Source organism: Streptococcus sp. V869, from assembly GCF_054353515.1.
Genome location: NZ_JBTHHW010000001.1, coordinates 282,672 through 296,469 on the forward strand (window position 1 = coordinate 282,672; position 13,798 = coordinate 296,469).

At 40.9% G+C, this 13,798-nt stretch carries 16 protein-coding genes; 13 read left to right on the forward strand and 3 right to left on the reverse strand.

Annotated features, from left to right (window positions below; all coding sequences use genetic code 11):
* From ACXYSN_RS01435 to ACXYSN_RS01450, 4 genes are all read left to right on the forward strand, one after another.
* Complete coding sequence (locus ACXYSN_RS01435) at nucleotides 1-1,236, forward strand: chloride channel protein (protein WP_458635898.1); 1,236 nt, start codon at nucleotides 1-3, stop codon at nucleotides 1,234-1,236.
* The gene (locus ACXYSN_RS01440) at nucleotides 1,233-1,943 is read left to right on the forward strand and encodes a type 1 glutamine amidotransferase (RefSeq protein WP_458635899.1); all 711 of its coding nucleotides are present in this window, start codon (nucleotides 1,233-1,235) and stop codon (nucleotides 1,941-1,943) included. Before ACXYSN_RS01435 ends, ACXYSN_RS01440 begins: the two co-directional genes overlap by 4 nt.
* A 200-nt stretch (nucleotides 1,944-2,143) precedes the next feature.
* Nucleotides 2,144-2,854 (forward strand): purine-nucleoside phosphorylase, encoded by a 711-nt coding sequence (gene deoD, locus ACXYSN_RS01445; RefSeq protein ID WP_458635900.1) that lies wholly within the window; start codon nucleotides 2,144-2,146, stop codon nucleotides 2,852-2,854.
* A 151-nt stretch (nucleotides 2,855-3,005) separates the two neighbouring features.
* Nucleotides 3,006-3,737, forward strand: a complete 732-nt coding sequence (locus tag ACXYSN_RS01450) for an NAD-dependent protein deacylase (protein ID WP_458635901.1) — start codon at nucleotides 3,006-3,008, stop codon at nucleotides 3,735-3,737.
* Nucleotides 3,738-3,782: 45 nt separating this feature from the next.
* Here ACXYSN_RS01450 and ACXYSN_RS01455 read toward each other — a convergent pair whose 3' ends face one another.
* From ACXYSN_RS01455 to coaA, 3 genes are all read right to left on the reverse strand, one after another.
* Complete coding sequence (locus ACXYSN_RS01455; RefSeq protein WP_006151234.1) at nucleotides 3,783-4,289, reverse strand: DNA topology modulation protein; 507 nt, start codon at nucleotides 4,287-4,289, stop codon at nucleotides 3,783-3,785.
* A 64-nt stretch (nucleotides 4,290-4,353) separates the two neighbouring features.
* Nucleotides 4,354-4,602 (reverse strand): 30S ribosomal protein S20, encoded by a 249-nt coding sequence (gene rpsT, locus ACXYSN_RS01460; protein WP_458635902.1) that lies wholly within the window; start codon nucleotides 4,600-4,602, stop codon nucleotides 4,354-4,356.
* Between the two features lie 52 nt (nucleotides 4,603-4,654).
* Nucleotides 4,655-5,575: a type I pantothenate kinase gene (gene coaA, locus ACXYSN_RS01465; RefSeq protein ID WP_441348073.1), complete on the reverse strand. Its 921-nt coding sequence runs from the start codon at nucleotides 5,573-5,575 to the stop codon at nucleotides 4,655-4,657.
* 126 nt (nucleotides 5,576-5,701) lie between these two features.
* Here coaA and ACXYSN_RS01470 point away from each other — a divergent pair, with 126 nt between their 5' ends.
* The 9 genes from ACXYSN_RS01470 (at nucleotide 5,702) to ACXYSN_RS01510 (ending at nucleotide 13,796) form a co-directional block, all read left to right on the forward strand.
* Nucleotides 5,702-5,980 carry a 1,4-dihydroxy-2-naphthoate prenyltransferase gene (locus ACXYSN_RS01470; RefSeq protein WP_373113171.1) on the forward strand — a complete coding sequence of 93 codons (279 nt, stop codon included), beginning with the start codon at nucleotides 5,702-5,704 and terminating at the stop codon, nucleotides 5,978-5,980.
* A gap of 57 nt (nucleotides 5,981-6,037) precedes the next feature.
* On the forward strand, nucleotides 6,038-6,628 hold the full coding sequence (locus ACXYSN_RS01475; protein ID WP_458635903.1) for a class I SAM-dependent methyltransferase: 591 nt from the start codon (nucleotides 6,038-6,040) through the stop codon (nucleotides 6,626-6,628).
* The gene (locus ACXYSN_RS01480; protein WP_458635904.1) at nucleotides 6,625-7,908 is read left to right on the forward strand and encodes a pyrimidine-nucleoside phosphorylase; all 1,284 of its coding nucleotides are present in this window, start codon (nucleotides 6,625-6,627) and stop codon (nucleotides 7,906-7,908) included. Before ACXYSN_RS01475 ends, ACXYSN_RS01480 begins: the two co-directional genes overlap by 4 nt.
* A 17-nt stretch (nucleotides 7,909-7,925) precedes the next feature.
* On the forward strand, nucleotides 7,926-8,588 hold the full coding sequence (gene deoC, locus ACXYSN_RS01485) for a deoxyribose-phosphate aldolase (protein ID WP_458635905.1): 663 nt from the start codon (nucleotides 7,926-7,928) through the stop codon (nucleotides 8,586-8,588).
* Nucleotides 8,575-8,964 (forward strand): cytidine deaminase, encoded by a 390-nt coding sequence (locus tag ACXYSN_RS01490; protein WP_004253174.1) that lies wholly within the window; start codon nucleotides 8,575-8,577, stop codon nucleotides 8,962-8,964. Before deoC ends, ACXYSN_RS01490 begins: the two co-directional genes overlap by 14 nt.
* Before the next feature lie 90 nt (nucleotides 8,965-9,054).
* On the forward strand, nucleotides 9,055-10,110 hold the full coding sequence (locus ACXYSN_RS01495) for a BMP family lipoprotein (protein WP_458635906.1): 1,056 nt from the start codon (nucleotides 9,055-9,057) through the stop codon (nucleotides 10,108-10,110).
* 140 nt (nucleotides 10,111-10,250) lie between these two features.
* Complete coding sequence (locus ACXYSN_RS01500; RefSeq protein ID WP_458635907.1) at nucleotides 10,251-11,786, forward strand: ABC transporter ATP-binding protein; 1,536 nt, start codon at nucleotides 10,251-10,253, stop codon at nucleotides 11,784-11,786.
* Nucleotides 11,779-12,837: an ABC transporter permease gene (locus tag ACXYSN_RS01505; protein ID WP_458635908.1), complete on the forward strand. Its 1,059-nt coding sequence runs from the start codon at nucleotides 11,779-11,781 to the stop codon at nucleotides 12,835-12,837. Before ACXYSN_RS01500 ends, ACXYSN_RS01505 begins: the two co-directional genes overlap by 8 nt.
* A 2-nt stretch (nucleotides 12,838-12,839) precedes the next feature.
* The gene (locus ACXYSN_RS01510) at nucleotides 12,840-13,796 is read left to right on the forward strand and encodes an ABC transporter permease (protein ID WP_458635909.1); all 957 of its coding nucleotides are present in this window, start codon (nucleotides 12,840-12,842) and stop codon (nucleotides 13,794-13,796) included.
* The last annotated feature ends 2 nt before the right edge of the window (nucleotides 13,797-13,798 follow it).

Below are 13,798 nucleotides of genomic sequence, written 5' to 3' on the forward strand. Positions count from 1 at the left end.
ATGAAAGTACGACTCCAAAGGCTACCCTACGGACTGAGGTTACTTCTAGCTACTTTATCCTTGGGAATAGGGACGGGTCTGGTCGGAATTGCCTGTCATTATCTACTAGAAGGGGTGCAAGAGCTGGCCTTTGGCCAAGCTAGTTCGGATTTGCTCCAGCAATTTCAAGAAGCTGGAGGTCTCCGTAGATTTCTGGTTTTGTGTGTGACTGGGTGCTTGGCAGCTGGCTTCTGGTATGTTCTGCAAAGACATTATAAGATCCTGTCAATTCGCCAGCAAATTGACTTAGCTGGAGACAGGGAACCAGCGCCCTTAGCCCACCTCCTTCATGCAGGGATGCAGGTTGCGATTGTCGGAGCAGGTACATCGGTCGGAAAAGAAGGAGCCCCACGTGAGGTCGGGGCTCTTCTAGCTGGTCGTTTGGCGAAGTGGTTCTCACTAGCTCTCAAAGAGCGAAAAGTCTTGATCGCCTGTGGGGCTGGAGCTGGTTTGGCTGCGGTCTATCAGGTCCCCTTTGCCAGTAGCTTGTTCGTCTTTGAGACCTTAGGACTCGCCTACAGTTGGCAGAATCTTCTACTGGTTTTGACCAGTACTTATCTGGCCACCTGGGTCGCTCAGCCCATCGTTGGTCAGGAGGCTGTTTATCACCTGTCCGCAGTCTCATGGTCGGCTAGCAGTTTTTTACAGGCTATTGTGATTGTTTTCTTAGTCACTCCCTTGGCTCTGGTCTTTGCTTTCCTCGCCAAGCGAGCTAGTCACAAACGGCGGAAGGATGGATCGATTCTTTGGGCTCTTCCTCTAGCCTTTCTAGTGCTGGGGAGCCTAGTAGCCTTTTTCCCCATCTTTATGGGAAATGGCCAGGTACTAGCGCAAGCCCTCTTGTCTAGCCAGTCGATTCCTTATCTTCCACTGACTCTTGCAGTGAAGGGGGTTCTGGTTTATCTCCTCTTGCGCAATGGTGCTTATGGGGGAACTTTGACACCATCATTTGCCTTAGGGATTGGATCTGGCTATCTAGTGACCTTGCTTTTGACTGTAGTTGGGATTCATCTGGATCCTGCTCTAGGGATGTTACTAGGAGCGACCGTCTTTTTAGGGACGACCTTAAAAGCTCCTCTGACAGCCATTGCCCTGAGCCTTGGATTTACAGGCCAAAATTGGAAATTGACTATCCCGCTTGTACTTGCAGCTAGTCTGTCTTACGTGATTCGAAAGAGATGGGAGGAGAAACAATGAAGGTACATTTTGTACTGCATGAAACATTTGAAGTACCGGGCGCTTATCTAAAATGGGCGCAGGAGCGTGGCCATCAGGTGACAACGACAAAGGTCTACGAGCAAGAAGCTCTACCTGAGACAGTGGATGAGATCGACTTTTTGATCGTCATGGGAGGACCTCAATCACCAGATGAAGATAGGGAAGCTTTTCCATACTACGATCCTCAGGCAGAGATCCAGTTGATTCAAAAAGCCATCAAGGCAGATCGTTATATTGTTGGGGTCTGTCTTGGTGCGCAGCTCCTATCTGTTGCCTATGGCGCGGAGTATGAACACAGCCCTGAGCGTGAGATCGGTGTGTTTCCAATAACGCTAACTGAAGCTGGTTTAAAAGATGAATATGTCAAAGTTCTTGGACCAGCTCTAATTACTGGTCACTGGCATGGCGATATGCCAGGTTTGTCAGAGGATGCTGTTGTTCTTGCGACCAGTCAAGGGTGCCCACGTCAGATTATTCGCTTCAGTTCTAAACACTATGCCTTCCAAGCCCACTTGGAATTTGATCCAGAAGCAGTTGATCTCTTGATTGCTGCTGACGGTGAAGAAGTTTTAGATGAACAAAGTTCAAAATTGACCTTTGTTCAAAACCCTCAAGCCATTCGTGATTACGATTATCGAGAAATGAATGCCAAACTCTATGCATTTTTGGACTCATTAACAAATTAAATAAAAATGAGAGGATGGGTTAACCGTATTCGATGAACTGAAAACTGGTTACTCTCCTCTAAATCATCAAAAATAAGAAAGAAAGGAATTGAACCCACCCTAAAAGCAGTGGGAAAAAGATAGTTGGTCTAGGGAGCATCGCTCACTGCGCCCAACTCCTATTTTCCCTTCGCTTTTTGACGGGTTTGGTATCTTATATTATGTCTATCCATATTGCTGCTAATCAAGGTGAAATTGCTGATAAAATTCTTCTTCCTGGAGATCCTCTTCGTGCGAAATTTATCGCGGAGAATTTCCTTGAGGATGCTGTTTGTTTCAACGAAGTTCGGAACATGTTTGGTTACACTGGTACCTACAAGGGTCACCGTGTTTCTGTCATGGGAACTGGGATGGGAATGCCCTCAATCTCTATCTATGCGCGTGAGTTGATTGTCGACTACGGCGTGAAGAAATTGATTCGTGTCGGAACTGCTGGTTCTTTAAATGAGGATGTTCACGTCCGTGAATTGGTCTTGGCGCAAGCTGCTGCAACCAACTCAAACATCATCCGCAACGACTGGCCTCAATACGACTTCCCACAAATCGCTAGTTTTGATTTGCTAGATAAAGCCTACCATATTGCCAAAGACCTTGGCATGACGACCCACGTTGGGAATGTCTTGTCATCAGATGTTTTCTATTCAAACTACTTTGAAAAGAACATCGAGCTTGGTAAATGGGGTGTGAAAGCTGTAGAAATGGAAGCAGCAGCCCTCTACTACCTTGCTGCTCAACATCATGTGGATGCCCTTGCCATTATGACCATTTCTGATAGCTTGGTCAATCCAGATGAAGATACAACGGCTGAAGAACGTCAAAATACTTTCACAGATATGATGAAAGTTGGTTTGGAAACATTGATTGCTGAATAAGAATCTTGGCTTTGAAGCTAATCTTCTTGCTTGCGATTTTTAATGGCTGTGAGCTTGATATCCAATAATCATCAAATAAAGTTGAAAGCCCAGTTGGTAATAGCTAATGGTTTTCAACTTTTTTCGAACTGAAGACTGAAGGAGAAGTAAGATGGATAAAATTGAACAATTACAGGAACTGATAGACCAAAGTCAAAGCATTGTTTTTTTCGGTGGAGCTGGGGTTTCTACTGAATCTAATATCCCTGATTTTCGTAGTTCAGATGGCTTATATAGTCTTAAGTTAGGTAGGCATTTTTCTGCGGAACAATTAGTTTCTCATACTATGTTTGTACGTTATCCAGAGGAATTTTTCGATTTTTACAAAAAACATCTCGTATATCCAGAAGCTAAGCCAAATTTAGCCCATTATTATCTGGCTTCATTAGAAAAGGCCGGTAAGCTGAAGGCTGTTGTAACTCAAAATATCGATAGTCTTCACGAGATGGCAGGTTCGCAGAAGGTTTTGAAACTACATGGTTCTGTGGACCGTAATTACTGTCTCGGTTGTCATCGATTTTATAATTTAGATAGTTTTTTGGCTCTCGAAGGTCCTGTTCCATACTGCCTAGATTGTGGCCAGGTTGTTAAACCCGATGTGACCCTTTATGAGGAGCCTCTTGATATGGATGTTTTTAGTCAAGCGGCTCAAGTTATCCAGAAAGCTGATTTATTGATTATTGGTGGGACTTCTTTGGTTGTTTATCCTGCAGCTAGTTTGATTAATTACTTCTCAGGTTCAAAACTTGTTGTTATAAACAAGTCAAGTACTCCTCAAGACAGTAAAGCTGATTTAGTAATTGAGGGAAAAATTGGAGAAGTCTTTTCTAAATTGAGACAATAAAATATACAAAAATATATATAAAATGAGGGCTCAATTTTTGAGTCCTCATTTTTGATTTAAGAATTGATCTAGTTCTCTTTGATTGTTAATAATCGTAATTTTTCGAGTATAATCGAGACAAATTCTTTTGTACTGATTTTTGTGTACAGAGCTACGACCATCCCAGAGAATCCAGCGAATAAACTCCCAGTTGAATTGTTCAGGGCAGCCAGCTGCCATGCTTTCTCTAACTTTGCCTCTATATTTGAGATAGCGTCTAAAGGCTCTAAAAAGACAAGACCAGGACGAAAAATTAAGAAATATGATTTGGTCAGCCTCTTCCATCCTTTCTTCATAGCAACACCAAGTATAGTTACCATCAATAACCCAGTTCTCGTTTTTCGCTAAAAAAGTCTGCATTTCTTTTAGCATCCAATCTCGATTACTTTCTTGCCATCCTGGTTGAAATTGGAGAGTATCTATATGGAGTTTAGGAATGGAGTAGTAAGTGGCAAGTTTATCTGCTAGAGTCGATTTTCCTGACCCAGAGTATCCAATTATAGAAATTTTCATGTTATTCCCTCTAAAATTTGGTACAAAAAAAGCTCCGTAGAGCTCATTTTGTTTTTAGTCTTGATTAACCAAGTTTAGCAGCAAGACGTGCTTTATCACGGCTAGCTTTGTTTTTGTGGATCAAACCTTTAGTTTCTGCTTTATCGATAGCTGAGCTTGCAGCACGGTAAAGTTCTTCAGATGGTTTTGCTTCAAAAGCTTTGATAGCAGTACGCATAGCTGATTTTTGTGCTGAGTTTTTTTCGTTTTGTTTAACGTTCAATTCAGCGCGTTTGATAGCTGATTTAATGTTTGCCAATGTTCTTACCTCCATATTTACTAACTATACCATTATATCTGAAAACTGTTATTTTGACAAGGGGAAATCATTTTTTTAAATAAATTTCATCAATTTCGTGATTTTTAGACTTATGAAGAATAACTTCAGCCCGATTTCGTGTCGGTTCTATATAGTTTTGGAGGTTAATCAGATTAATACTTGTCCAAACTTGGTGAGCTAAATCCTTTACTTCACCTAAAGGTAGCTGAGTGTAGCTATAGTAGTAGCTATCAGGATCATCCTGAGCCAAACTTAATAATTTTAGGAATCTATCTAAATACCAACTCTCGATATCCTCTACAGATGCGTCAACATAAATTGAAAAATCAAAGAAATCAGTTATATAGAGACGAGCATTTTGAGGATTTTGGAAAACATTAATTCCTTCAACAATTACAAAATCAGCGGCTTCTACTCGTTGCTTTTGCTCTGGGACGATATCGTAGATTTCATGAGAGTAGACTGGGATATCAACATCTTGACCATTCTTAAGTTGATCAAGGAAATTGATGAGAGCTTCCATGTCATAACTTTCTGGGAAACCTTTCCTAGTCAAAATACCTCGTTCGATTAAGGTATCATTAGGAAATAGGAAACCATCAGTTGTAACTAACTCTACTGTAGCTCCAGGAACAATACGTGAAAGCAATATTTGTAAAAGACGACTTGTAGTAGATTTTCCAACAGCCACACTCCCTGATACACCAATGATAAAGGGCTGGATTTTACTTTCTCTTTGAAGGAAAATACTTTTAGAGAATGCAAGGTCTTCTTTTGAACGCTTGTAGATTTGAATCAGATTCGCAAGTGGTAAATAAATGTCTGTTACATCATCTAAGCTAATTTGGTCATTAAAACTCTTGATTGAATCCAATTCGTCTTCAGTCAAAGGTGGAGTTGTTTTACGATGTAAAGATTGCCATGTTCTTCGGCTGATTTTTTCATAATGCAAAAATTCGTTCGTCATAATTTTTCCTCATTAACCCCCCTAGTATAACATATTTCTAATTTAAAGGGGGAATAAAAGATTTGAATCAGAGCGCTTTCTTTGTTAAAATAAAGCTAAGAAATACCGATAAAGGAGTGTGGGGTTATGGCAAAATTTTTAACTGATAAAAAATTGGCTGGCTCTATTTTATTAGTCATCCTTTTATGGATATCGGCGATTTTATGGAACTTTGATATTTCTATTGGAAAATTTAATATCAACTGGCTCTATTTTGTATTTTTTAAGCTATTACCAGCTTTAGGCATTCTCTATATTTTCTTAGCATTTTTGTTAAAGAAATGGTGGCTGATTTTGATTGGTCTAGCTTGTCTATTTTCATTTTTTATTAGTATGTTCCTAGGTTATCTCTTCTTAGGGCCTTAGTTGGTATAGACCGTGTAAACGATTTAAAATATCTAAATTTTATGGTAAAATAATCCTATGAGTAAAATGTATTATGCAGAAAATCCAGATGCAGCCCATGATGTTCACGAATTAAGAGTGGAACTACTTGGGGAAAAGATGACCTTTTTGACGGATGCCGGTGTCTTCAGCAAAAAAATGATTGATTTCGGTAGTCAGTTATTATTAAGATGTCTTGATATCGAAAAAGGTGAAAAAATTCTTGATGTTGGTTGCGGTTATGGGCCAATTGGCTTGTCTTTAGTCAAGGCTTATGGTGCCCAAGCGACCATGGTAGACATCAATAATCGTGCCCTGGATTTGGCGCAACAAAATGCAGTAAAGAACAAGGTTCAAGCGACTATTTTCCAGTCCAATATTTATGAGCAAGTAGAAGGACAATTTGACCATGTCATTTCAAATCCGCCCATTCGTGCTGGTAAGCAAGTAGTACACGAAATTATCGAGAAAAGCATTGATTATCTTGTAGACGGTGGAGATTTAACCATTGTTATCCAGAAAAAACAAGGAGCTCCAAGTGCCAAAAACAAGATGGAAGAAGTATTTGGCAACTGCGAGGTTGTAAAAAAAGATAAGGGATATTATATCCTTAGAAGTGTGAAAGAATGAGAGCAGTAGATCTAATCCAGAAAAAAAGAGATGGACAAGAACTGAGTTCAAGTGAAATCCAATGGCTGATTGAAGGCTATGTCGCGGGAACTGTTCCTGACTACCAGATGTCTGCCTTTGCTATGGCTGTTTATTTTAAAGGCATGACCACTAGAGAGATTTCTGACTTGACCATGAATATGGTCAAGACAGGTCAGGAATTTGATTTATCAGCTATTGAAGGTATTAAAGTTGATAAACACTCTACCGGGGGAGTAGGAGATAAGGTTACCTTGATTTTAGCTCCCTTAGTCGCTAGTTTTGGTGTGCCTGTTGCCAAGATGAGTGGTAGAGGTCTAGGTCATACTGGTGGTACGATTGATAAATTAGAATCCATCAAAGGATTTCAAGTTGAACGCAGTCAGGATGACTTTATCAAACAGGTTCAGGATATTGGGGTTTCAGTTATTGGCCAGTCTGATCAATTAGTTAAAGCGGATAAACTTCTCTATGCACTACGAGATGTCACTGCGACAGTTGATACGATTCCTTTGATTGCTAGTTCTGTCATGAGTAAAAAGATTGCTGCTGGAGCCGATGCTATTTTGCTGGATGTAACAGTCGGTGAAGGTGCCTTTATGAAGACAGTTGATGAGGCGCGTGAATTGGCTCAAACCATGGTAAACCTTGGTAAGGCTGTTGGCCGTAAGACAGTAGCAGTCATTACGGATATGAGTCAACCTTTGGGACGTGCCATTGGGAACCGCTTGGAAATTCTAGAAGCTTTAGAAATCCTTCAGGGTAAAGGACGCGAGGATATCAGCCACTTTATCTGTGAGTTAGCCCAGATTATGCTATCTTTGGCAAATGTTGAAAAAACAGTCGAGGAAGTAAGGCAACATCTTGAAAATGGTCAGGCACTTAAGAAGTTTGAAGAGATGGTCCTCGCTCAAGGTGGAGATTTAGAAAATCTTTATCGACCTGTAACAGTTGATTATATAGTTGATATTCCTGCTCAGGAAGATGGTGTCATTGAGGCCCTGCCAGCCATGGAGTTTGGTCTTTTCGCCATGAGATTAGGTGCTGGTCGTGCAGTCAAAACCGATGCTCTTGACTATGAGACAGGGATTGTTTTTGAGAAGAAAGTTGGAGATTCGGTCAAAAAAGGTGAAATTGTCGCAAAAGTATATGCAAATGGCAAAATTTCTCCGGAACTAGTTACAGATTTCCAAAAATATGTTAAAATTAAGGTAAGTGATGAAGCGTTAACATTACGTGAAATCATTGAAATTATCTCCTAATTTAAGGAAAAAATGATATGAAATTAAATAAATACATTGATCATACGCTTTTGAAGCAAGATGCGACAGTAGAACAAATTGATTCTTTGTTATCTGAAGCAAGAGAGTATGATTTCGCCAGTGTTTGTGTGAATCCTTGCTGGGTTTCTTACGCAAAAGCTGGTCTAACAGATACTGATGTCAAGGTTTGTACAGTTGTAGGTTTTCCTCTTGGAGCTACAACTTCAGCTGTCAAAGCCTATGAAACCAAAGAAGCCATCCAAAATGGTGCTGACGAAATTGATATGGTTATCAATGTTGGCGCACTCAAATCAGGAAATGCTGCATTAGTCGAGTCAGATATTCGTACTGTTGTTGAAGCAAGCGGAGACAAACTTGTTAAAGTTATTATTGAAGCTTGTTTGTTAACGGATGAAGAAAAAGTTTTGGCTTGTCAACTTGCTCAAAAAGCTGGTGCAGACTTTGTCAAGACTTCTACAGGCTTCTCAACAGGTGGAGCGACTTTGCCAGATGTTCAGTTAATGCGTCAGACAGTTGGACCTGATATGGGTGTTAAGGCTGCTGGTGGAGCTCGTTCTTATGCAGATGCAGTTGCCTTTGTTGAAGCAGGAGCTACTCGAATTGGAACATCTTCTGGTGTTGCAATCTTAAAAGGAGAATTAGCTGATGGCGACTACTGAGTTGATTGAATTAGCGATTGAAACTAGTAAAAAAGCTTACGTTCCCTACTCACATTTTCCGATTGGCGCTGTTTTGGTAGCCAAGGACGGAAGTATCTATACAGGGGTTAACATTGAAAATGCTAGCTACCCCTTGACCAACTGTGGCGAAAGAACTGCAATCTTTAAGGCGGTCTCTGAAGGACAACGAGACTTTTCAGAATTGATTGTCTATGGTCAAACTGAAAAACCAATTTCGCCTTGCGGTGCTTGTCGCCAAGTTATGGTCGAATTTTTTAAACCAGATCTAAAGGTGACTCTAGTTGCCAAAGATAAAACGACGGTCGAGATGACGGTCGGGGAATTACTTCCATATTCTTTTACAGACTTGCAATAGTCTGTGTCACTCTCTGAGTGGCAAGGGTCCTTGTGACCAATCAATCCATACTTGCAACTTAGTTGCGCATCTTATTTAGGAGGTTCAGAAATGAACAAGAAACAATGGCTAGGCCTTGGTCTAGTTGCAGTAGCAGCATTTGGACTTGCTGCATGTGGTAATCGCTCTTCTCGTAACGCAGCTTCATCTTCTTCTGATGTGAAGACTAAAGCAGCTATCGTTACAGATACTGGTGGTGTTGATGATAAATCATTTAACCAATCAGCTTGGGAAGGTCTTCAAGCTTGGGGTAAAGAACACAACCTTGAAAAAGATAAAGGTTATACTTACTTCCAATCAACAAGTGAAGCTGACTACGCAAACAACTTGCAACAAGCAGCTGGAAACTACAACTTGATCTATGGTATTGGTTTTGCACTTAAAAATGCAGTTGCTGATGCTGCCAAAGAACATACAGATATAAACTATGTTTTGATTGATGATGTCATCAAAGATCAAAAAAATGTTGTAAGTGCTACTTTTGCTGATAACGAAGCAGCATACCTTGCAGGTGTCGCTGCAGCTAAAACTACTAAAACAAAACAAGTTGGTTTTGTAGGTGGTATGGAATCTGAAGTTATTTCTCGTTTCGCAGCTGGTTTCAAAGCTGGTGTTGAGTCAGTTGACCCATCTATCAAAGTTCAAGTAGACTACGCTGGTTCATTTGGTGATGCTGCTAAAGGTAAAACAATCGCTGCAGCTCAATACGCTGCAGGTGCAGACGTTATCTACCAAGCAGCTGGTGGTACTGGTGCAGGTGTTTTCTCAGAAGCTAAATCTTTGAATGAAAGCAAAAATGAAAGTGAAAAAGTTTGGGTTATCGGTGTAGACCGTGACCAAGTAGATGAAGGTAAATATACTTCTAAAGATGGTAAAGAAGCTAACTTTGTACTTGCTTCTACTTTGAAACAAGTTGGTACAGCTGTAAAAGACCTTGCCAACAAAGCTGAAAAAGGTGAATTCCCTGGCGGTCAAGTTATCGTTTACTCATTGAAGGATAAAGGTGTTGACTTGGCAATGACAAACCTTTCTGAAGAAGGTAAAAAAGCTGTTGAAGATGCAAAAGCTAAAATCCTTGATGGTAGCATCAAAGTTCCTGAAAAATAATTGATGGAAGTCATTTCTTAGGAAGCGGCCAGTGGCCGCTTCTTTAAGAATTGAGACAAATGGTTTTGTCTCAATAGAGCTTGCTAAGTTTCTTTAGCAGGTTTTATTGAAACAAAATAAAACTCTGAAAGGAAGAGCACATGGCACACGAAAATGTCATTGAAATGCGTGAAATTACCAAAGTTTTTGGTGAATTTGTCGCTAACGACAAGATTAACCTTGAACTTCGTAAAGGTGAAATTCATGCACTTTTAGGAGAAAATGGAGCTGGGAAGTCCACTCTTATGAACATGCTAGCAGGGCTTCTAGAACCAACTAGTGGTGAAATTGTGGTTAACGGTCAAGCTGTGAAACTAGATTCGCCATCAAAAGCAGCTAGCCTAGGAATTGGAATGGTTCACCAGCACTTTATGTTGGTAGAAGCTTTCACTGTTGCTGAAAATATCATTTTAGGAAGCGAATTAACCAAAAATGGTGTCCTAGATATTGCTCGGGCAACTCGAGAAATTAACGAACTATCGGATCGTTATGGTCTTGCTGTGGATCCTACCGCCAAAGTAGCAGACATCTCTGTCGGTGCTCAACAACGTGTCGAAATTCTAAAGACACTATATCGCGGAGCTGATATTCTTATCTTTGACGAACCAACTGCCGTTTTAACGCCATCAGAAATTGATGAATTGATGGCTATCATGAAGAACTTGGTTAAAGAAGGTAAATCCATTATCTTGATTACCCATAAGTTGGATGAGATTCGTGCTGTATCTGACCGTGTTACAGTTATCCGTCGTGGTAAATCTATCGAAACAGTGGAGATTGCTGGTGCGACTAACGCTGACTTAGCTGAGATGATGGTAGGACGTTCTGTTTCCTTTAAAACTGAGAAACAGGAAGCTCAACCAAAAGAAGTTGTTCTATCGATTCAAGATTTGGTAGTAAACGAAAACCGTGGTGTCCCTGCTGTTAAAAATCTCTCACTCGATGTTCGAGCTGGTGAGATTGTCGGGATTGCTGGGATTGATGGTAATGGTCAATCAGAATTAATACAAGCAATCACAGGTCTTCGTAAAATTGAGTCTGGTAGTGTGGAATTGAAAGGTCAATCCATTGTAGGTTTACACCCTCGCCAAATCACAGAAATGAGTGTTGGTCACGTTCCTGAAGATCGCCACCGTGATGGTTTGGTTTTAGAAATGATGATTTCTGAAAACATTGCCCTTCAAACTTACTACAAAGAACCGCTTAGTAAGAAGGGAATTTTAAATTATTCCAACATCATTAACTATGCGAAAAAATTAATGCAGGAGTTCGATGTTCGTGCTGCTAGCGAGATTGTACCAGCTTCAGCTCTTTCAGGGGGGAACCAACAAAAAGCTATCATTGCTCGGGAAGTTGATCGAAATCCTGATCTCCTCATCGTCAGCCAACCAACTCGTGGTTTGGACGTCGGTGCCATTGAGTACATTCACAAACGCTTGATTCAAGAACGTGATAATGGGAAAGCTGTCCTTGTTGTCAGCTTTGAACTAGATGAGATTCTAAATGTCTCAGATAGAATCGCTGTTATCCATGATGGTAAGATTCAAGGTATTGTAACGCCAGAAACAACCAACAAGCAAGAGCTTGGTGTCTTGATGGCTGGTGGTGAATTGGAAAAGGAGAAGAGTGATGTCTAAAAAAATACAACAAATTTCGGTTCCCTTGATTTCTGTTATTTTAGGGATTTTACTCGGAGCCATCGTCATGTGGATTTTTGGCTACGATGCTATTTGGGGTTATGAGGAGTTATTCTACACAGCATTTGGTAGTGTTCGTGGGATTGGTGAGATCTTCCGTGCTATGGGGCCATTAGTTTTGATTGCACTAGGATTTGCAGTTGCAAGTCGTGCTGGCTTCTTTAACGTTGGTCTTCCAGGGCAAGCACTCGCTGGTTGGGTTATGAGTGGTTGGTTCGCTCTTTCTAATCCAGACTTGCCACGTCCATTGTTGATTCTTGCGACAGTTGTGATTGCCCTAGTCGCTGGAGGTGTCGTTGGTGCTATTCCTGGTATTTTAAGGGCCTATCTGGGAACATCTGAAGTTATCGTAACCATCATGATGAACTATATTGTTCTCTATACAAGTAACGCCTTTATCCACTCTTTCCCAAAAGATATCATGCAAAGTACAGACTCATCTATCCGAGTAAGTGCAAACGCAACCTATCAAACACCTTGGCTTGCTGAGTTAACAGGAAACTCTCGTATGAATATCGGGATTTTCTTTGCTATCATAGCAGTTGCAGTTATCTGGTTCTTGCTTAAGAAGACAACTCTCGGTTTTGAAATCCGTGCTGTTGGGCTCAATCCAAATGCTTCTGAGTATGCAGGTATTTCAGCGAAACGTACCATTATTCTATCAATGATTATTTCTGGTGCCCTTGCAGGACTTGGTGGAGCAGTAGAAGGACTTGGTACCTTCCAAAACGTCTACGTACAAGGTTCATCATTGGCAGTTGGATTTAATGGTATGGCGGTAAGTCTGCTTGCTTCAAACTCACCAGTTGGAATTCTATTTGCAGCCTTCCTTTTCAGTGTTCTTCAAGTAGGTGCTCCTGGTATGAATGCTGCACAAGTACCATCTGAGCTTGTAAGTATCGTTACAGCCTCAATTATCTTCTTTGTCAGCGTTCACTACATCATCGAACGCTTTGTCAAACCAAGAAAACAACTTAAAGGAGGTAAATAAGGATGTCGATTACAACAATGTTAACCCTTATGGTTTCTTCAATGTTGATTTATGCAGCACCACTTATTTTCACAAGTATCGGAGGAGTTTTCTCCGAACGTGGTGGAGTTGTTAACGTTGGTCTTGAAGGAATCATGGTCATGGGTGCCTTTTCTGGAGTTGTTTTTAACCTTGAATTTGCTCAAGATTTGGGAGCACTAACTCCTTGGTTGGCTCTTCTAGTTGGTGGATTAGTCGGAGCTGTCTTCTCGCTCATTCACGCAGTAGCTACAATTCATTTCCGTGCTGACCATGTCGTCAGTGGTACCGTACTTAACTTGATGGCTCCAGCTTTGGCAGTCTTCTTGGTGAAGGTGCTTTATAACAAGGGCCAAACGGACAACTTAACGCAAACTTTTGGACGTTTTGATTTCCCTCTTTTGGCTAATATCCCAGTTATCGGAGATATCTTCTTCAAGTCAACAAGTTTACTTGGTTACCTAGCAATTGCCTTCTCATTCTTAGCGTGGTTTATCCTCTTTAAGACTCGCTTTGGACTTCGTCTTCGTTCAGTTGGTGAACACCCACAAGCAGCAGACACTTTGGGGATTAATGTCTACAAGATGAGATATCTGGGAGTTGTAATTTCAGGTTTCCTTGGAGGAATCGGTGGAGCTATTTACGCTCAATCAATTTCCGTTAACTTCTCAGTTACAACCATTGTCGGACCTGGATTTATCGCACTTGCTGCTATGATCTTCGGTAAATGGAATCCCGTTGGTGCTATGCTTTCAAGTCTCTTCTTTGGACTATCACAAAGTTTAGCAGTTATCGGTTCCCAACTTCCTTTCTTGCAAGGAGTTCCAGCTGTTTACTTGCAAATTGCGCCATACCTCTTGACCATTGTCGTACTAGCAGCCTTCTTTGGTAAAGCTGTTGCACCTAAGGCAGATGGGATCAACTATATCAAGTCTAAATAATA

Coding starts and splice junctions, on each gene's coding strand:
- ACXYSN_RS01500 (WP_458635907.1), top strand. CDS start 10,251: ATGGCACACGAAAATGTCATTGAAATGCGTGAAATTACCAAAGTTTTT.
- coaA (WP_441348073.1), bottom strand. CDS start 5,575: ATGACGAACGAATTTTTGCATTATGAAAAAATCAGCCGAAGAACATGG.
- ACXYSN_RS01440 (WP_458635899.1), top strand. CDS start 1,233: ATGAAGGTACATTTTGTACTGCATGAAACATTTGAAGTACCGGGCGCT.
- deoC (WP_458635905.1), top strand. CDS start 7,926: ATGAAATTAAATAAATACATTGATCATACGCTTTTGAAGCAAGATGCG.
- ACXYSN_RS01455 (WP_006151234.1), bottom strand. CDS start 4,289: ATGAAAATTTCTATAATTGGATACTCTGGGTCAGGAAAATCGACTCTA.
- ACXYSN_RS01480 (WP_458635904.1), top strand. CDS start 6,625: ATGAGAGCAGTAGATCTAATCCAGAAAAAAAGAGATGGACAAGAACTG.
- ACXYSN_RS01510 (WP_458635909.1), top strand. CDS start 12,840: ATGTCGATTACAACAATGTTAACCCTTATGGTTTCTTCAATGTTGATT.
- deoD (WP_458635900.1), top strand. CDS start 2,144: ATGTCTATCCATATTGCTGCTAATCAAGGTGAAATTGCTGATAAAATT.
- ACXYSN_RS01470 (WP_373113171.1), top strand. CDS start 5,702: ATGGCAAAATTTTTAACTGATAAAAAATTGGCTGGCTCTATTTTATTA.
- ACXYSN_RS01450 (WP_458635901.1), top strand. CDS start 3,006: ATGGATAAAATTGAACAATTACAGGAACTGATAGACCAAAGTCAAAGC.
- ACXYSN_RS01490 (WP_004253174.1), top strand. CDS start 8,575: ATGGCGACTACTGAGTTGATTGAATTAGCGATTGAAACTAGTAAAAAA.
- ACXYSN_RS01475 (WP_458635903.1), top strand. CDS start 6,038: ATGAGTAAAATGTATTATGCAGAAAATCCAGATGCAGCCCATGATGTT.
- ACXYSN_RS01495 (WP_458635906.1), top strand. CDS start 9,055: ATGAACAAGAAACAATGGCTAGGCCTTGGTCTAGTTGCAGTAGCAGCA.
- ACXYSN_RS01505 (WP_458635908.1), top strand. CDS start 11,779: ATGTCTAAAAAAATACAACAAATTTCGGTTCCCTTGATTTCTGTTATT.
- ACXYSN_RS01435 (WP_458635898.1), top strand. CDS start 1: ATGAAAGTACGACTCCAAAGGCTACCCTACGGACTGAGGTTACTTCTA.
- rpsT (WP_458635902.1), bottom strand. CDS start 4,602: ATGGAGGTAAGAACATTGGCAAACATTAAATCAGCTATCAAACGCGCT.